We start from the raw sequence: 4,430 nt of genomic DNA on the forward strand, positions 1-4,430 counted from the left end.
CCACCGACCGGGGACATCGCGTGCGCCGCGTCGCCCAGGCACAGCAGGCCGTCGATGTGCCACTTGGTCAGTCGGTCCAGTTTGACGTCGAGCACCTTGACGTCGTCCCAGGAGGACAGGGCGTCGGCGCGGTCGGCGAGCCAGGGGGCAGCGTCCGCCATGTCCCGCATCAGGTTTTCGATCGGGGTCTTGCGGGCCTCGGCGTCGGTGCCTTTGCGGATGAGGGTGGCGCACTGCCAGTAGTCGGCGCGGTCGATCATGACGGCGGCGCGGTGGTTGCCGAGGAGGCCGACGATGCCCGACGGGTCGCCGTCGTGCTTCAGGAGGCGGTACCACCAGACGTCCATCGGTGTCGGGTACGACTTCGAGCGCAAGCCCGCCCGGGCGCGCAGCAGGGAGGTCCGGCCGTCGCAGGCGACCGTGAGATCCGCCTGGATCTGGCCGCTCCCGCCGTCCCTCGTCGTGTACGTCACGCCGGTCACGCGGCCGTTCTCCCGGATCAGGCCGGTCGCCTCCGTGCCCATCCGCAGGGTGAACGTCGGCTCCTCGCGGGCGGCCTTGGCCAGCAGGTCGAGCAGGTCCCACTGGGGGACCATCGCGATATAGTCATGCCTTCCGCGCAGCAGAGACAGGTCGCCGAGGACGAGTGAGCCGCCCTTGTACGGGACCTGGACCTGCTGGATGCGGCTCTGCGGCAACGCCGCGAACTGCTCGCCGAGGCCGAGGTCGTCGAGCAGGTCCAAGGTCGGCGGGTGCACGGTGTCGCCGCGGAAGTCGCGTAGGAAGTCGTCGTGCTTCTCCAGCACGGTCACCTCGATGCCCGCCCTTGCCAGCAGCAGCCCCAGAACCATCCCCGCGGGCCCGCCGCCCGCCACGCACACCGTCGTGCGGTCCATGGCCATCTCCCCTTTTCAACGCCGGTTGAATAACTCAAGGATGCACCCGGGCGTCGGGTCGGTCAAGCGCGATCGGCAGAGATACCCTGATCGGGCCATGAGCACTCCTGACGCAAACACCCCAGTCCGAGCCCGCTTCTGCCCGTCTCCGACCGGCACCCCGCACGTCGGGCTCATCCGTACAGCGCTGTTCAACTGGGCTTTCGCCCGGCACAACGGCGGCAAACTCGTCTTCCGCATCGAGGACACCGACGCCGCGCGCGACTCCGAGGAGAGCTACGAAGCCCTCCTCGACGCACTGCGCTGGCTCGGACTCGACTGGGATGAAGGCCCCGAGGTCGGCGGCGACTACGGCCCGTACCGGCAGAGCCTGCGCGGTGACCGCTACGCGGAGGTCATCCGGAAGCTGACCGAGGCGGGCGAGCTCTACGAGTCGTTCTCCACCAACGAGGAGGTGGAGGAGCGGCGCAAGGCAGCTGGGCAGGACCCGAAGCTCGGGTACGACAACTTCGACCGCGACCTCACCGACGAGCAGCGCGCCGCGCTGCGCGCCGAGGGCCGTGAGCCGACGCTGCGGCTGCGCATGCCCGACCGCGCCATCGGCTTCACCGACCTCATCCGCGGCGACATCAGCTTCCCGGCCGGGAGCGTGCCCGACCCGGTGCTGGTCCGCGCGAACGGCCAGCCGCTCTACACGCTGGTCAACCCGGTCGACGACGCGCTCATGCGGATCACCCACGTGCTGCGCGGCGAGGACCTCCTGCCGTCCACACCGCGGCAGATCGCGCTGTACGAGGCGCTGCAGCGGGTCGGCGTCGCCGAGTTCACCCCGCATTTCGGACACATGCCATTGGTCCGCGGCGAGGGCAACAAGAAACTGTCCAAGCGCGACCCGCAGTCCAATCTGTTCGCCTACCGGGAACGTGGATTCGTCCCGGAAGGAATGCTCAACTATCTCGCGCTGCTCGGTTGGTCCATTGCGGACGACCGCGACATCTTCACCATGGCGGAGATGATCGAGGCATTCGAGATCGGCAAAGTCAGCTCCAATCCGGCGCGATTCGACCTCAAGAAGGCCGAAGCCATCAATGCCGAACACGTGCGCGCGCTGGCGCCCGCGGAGTTCGTCAGCCGGACGCTGCCTTATCTGATTTCCGCCGGATTGCTCCCGGCCGAGCCCACCGCCGAACAGGTGGCCACAGTGGACGCGATCGCCCCGATGGTGCAGGAGCGAGTCATCGTGCTCGCCGACGCCGCCGAGATGATGCGGTTCCTGTTCACCCCCGAGGACGAATTCGCCCCCGAGGAGGACTCGGCGGCGAAGGCGCTCGGACCGGACGCCAAGCCCGTCCTCGACGCGAGCATCGAGGCGCTCGAGGGACTGGGCGAGTGGACCACCCCGGCCATCGAGGAGGCGCTCAAGGCGGCGCTGATCGACGGTCTGGGTCTCAAGCCGCGGAAGGCTTTCGCCCCCGTGCGGGTCGCCGCGACCGGCCGCACGGTGTCCCCGCCGCTGTATGAGTCCCTGGAGCTGCTCGGCCGCGACCGCACCCTCACCAGGTTGCGTGCCGCACTGCCGTAACGCTTTCCGAACGCGCCGCGATCGAACCCCTTCGAGCCTATCGCGGCGCGTTCGTGCTTGACCGTGCAAGTAGCCGAAACATCACCTGTGCAGACGAATCGAAAAGACGGTTCGACAACATATCGTCGCTGAATGACATCAGCGCTCATGTCTTTTATGTTGCCGACGGCCACGCCCGGAGCGCTGACCCGCGACCACCGCCCGCCAACAATTCACGCGGTGTGCCTGGATATCGACGACACAGTGATCGATTTCACTGGCTCGGCAAGATCGGCACTCACCGAATTGATCGGCCGCGACGACATGTGGCCCGCCTGGCAACGCGTCACCGACGAGCACAGCGCCATGGTCGTCTCCGGCGAACTCGACTACGACACCATGCGCCGCACCCGCACAAAGGCTTTCCTCGCCGACCTCGGCGCCCTCCTCGACGACGACGCCGTAGCGGTGCTGGAAGACCGAAGACTCGCCCAAATGCGCGACGCGTGGAGCCTGTTCCCCGACGCCCGCCCCTGCCTCGACTGGCTCCGCGCCGCAGGCTTCATGATCGCCGCTGTGACCAACGCCTCAGCCCCCCACCAGCGCGCACGCCTCGCCGCACAAGGCATCTCCCGCTACTTCGACGTCGTCGTCAGTGCGGGAGAACTGGGCGTCGCCAAGCCCGACCCGGCGATCTTCCACGAAGCCTGCGCCCAACTGGGCGTACACCCCAGCGAAACCCTGCACATCGGCGACCGCCTCGACCTCGACGCCCTCGCCGCCCGCGCCGCGGGCCTCCACGGCGTCTGGCTCGACCGCACCGGCGGCGACGAACACCCAGACACCGTCGTCCCAGTGATCGAGAGCCTCGCCGACCTGCCGGAACTCCTGGTCACGGACTACCGCACACCGACACTGACCAGCGCCTCCGGAGTCCCCACCCCACGCCGGTAGCCCCCGATTTCTCTTCCACACGGGGTGTGGTCTAACATCTTCTCCGGCACCCCGAACAGCACTAACGGAGAGATCCGGACAGGGCTGATCGAATAGCCATTGGGGTATGGTGTAATTGGCAGCACGACTGATTCTGGTTCAGTTAGTCTAGGTTCGAGTCCTGGTACCCCAGCGGTAAAGAGTCCAAAGCCATCTGGTAGGATTCCCGCCTGCAAGACAACATAATTTAAGACAACAGTTCCTGGCCCCGTCGTCTAGCGGCCTAGGACGCCGCCCTCTCAAGGCGGTAGCGCGGGTTCGAATCCCGTCGGGGCTACATGTGAATGGCGATCTATCAGCGGTAAGTAACCGCTGGTAGGTCGCCATTTTCGTGTGAGAGGCCGTACACTCCGCGGATCGGAATCAAGGCGTATGGGGCATGAATCGTGACATGACGTTCTTGCGGCGTCCGGTCCCCGCGCCCAGGTGGGGTGTCGGTGCGGTACGCACGCCTTGGTGACGGCCTGGTATCGGCGTCTCACCCAGCGGTTGGGTATTGCGACGACGTGGCACAAGTTGCGGCACCACAACGCAACCACGTTGCTTGTCCCGCGTCGACCTGCGCACGTTGCCGGTCGACGCGGCCATGCTGATGGCGGTACCGCGGTCCGGCGCAGGTGAGCTGATCAACTCATTTCAGGTCAAGCTGCAGGTCCGGCGTTGCGCGATATGGTTTTCCGACTCCGGCCGGGCCGTCGAGCACACTGATTCGCTCTTTACCGTCGGCGCCGGATGGGTTGCTACCGAGGCTTTCGTGCCTCGAGCCGCTCGATGAGGCCACACCGCAGGCGTTCATGCAGATAGGGCACGAAGCCGACGTCCACTGCCAGGGTCACCGGCCGACCCCCAATGTCACTGCTTTAAAAGATCAAGTGTACGTCCAGCAGTCCGGGCGTTATCGCAGCCCAGAAGGGGTGTGAATACATGTAACCGGGTGACAAGCTCAGGATAGCCAGCCGGTGTGAGTCCGGTCCGGGGAG

At 66.4% G+C, this 4,430-nt stretch carries 3 protein-coding genes and 2 tRNA genes; 4 read left to right on the plus strand and 1 reads right to left on the minus strand.

Annotated elements, in window-relative coordinates:
* A partial coding sequence (locus tag ACRDSQ_RS02310) for an FAD-dependent oxidoreductase (protein ID WP_431418326.1) occupies positions 1 to 896 on the minus strand: 896 nt, incomplete at its 3' end.
* Between the two features lie 97 nt (positions 897 to 993).
* Here ACRDSQ_RS02310 and gltX point away from each other — a divergent pair.
* The 4 genes from gltX (at position 994) to ACRDSQ_RS02330 (ending at position 3,727) form a co-directional block, all read left to right on the plus strand.
* The gene (gene gltX, locus ACRDSQ_RS02315) at positions 994 to 2,478 is read left to right on the plus strand and encodes a glutamate--tRNA ligase (protein WP_431418328.1); all 1,485 of its coding nucleotides are present in this window, start codon (positions 994 to 996) and stop codon (positions 2,476 to 2,478) included.
* Positions 2,479 to 2,697: 219 nt separating this feature from the next.
* On the plus strand, positions 2,698 to 3,411 hold the full coding sequence (locus ACRDSQ_RS02320) for an HAD family hydrolase (RefSeq protein WP_431418330.1): 714 nt from the start codon (positions 2,698 to 2,700) through the stop codon (positions 3,409 to 3,411).
* Positions 3,412 to 3,511: 100 nt separating this feature from the next.
* Positions 3,512 to 3,583, plus strand: a tRNA-Gln gene (locus ACRDSQ_RS02325).
* A 71-nt stretch (positions 3,584 to 3,654) separates the two neighbouring features.
* Positions 3,655 to 3,727: transfer RNA gene (locus tag ACRDSQ_RS02330), tRNA-Glu, on the plus strand.
* Positions 3,728 to 4,430: the final 703 nt, after the last annotated feature.

It is taken from the genome of Actinokineospora sp., from assembly GCF_050699995.1.
Taxonomy (GTDB): Bacteria; Actinomycetota; Actinomycetes; order Mycobacteriales; family Pseudonocardiaceae; genus Actinokineospora.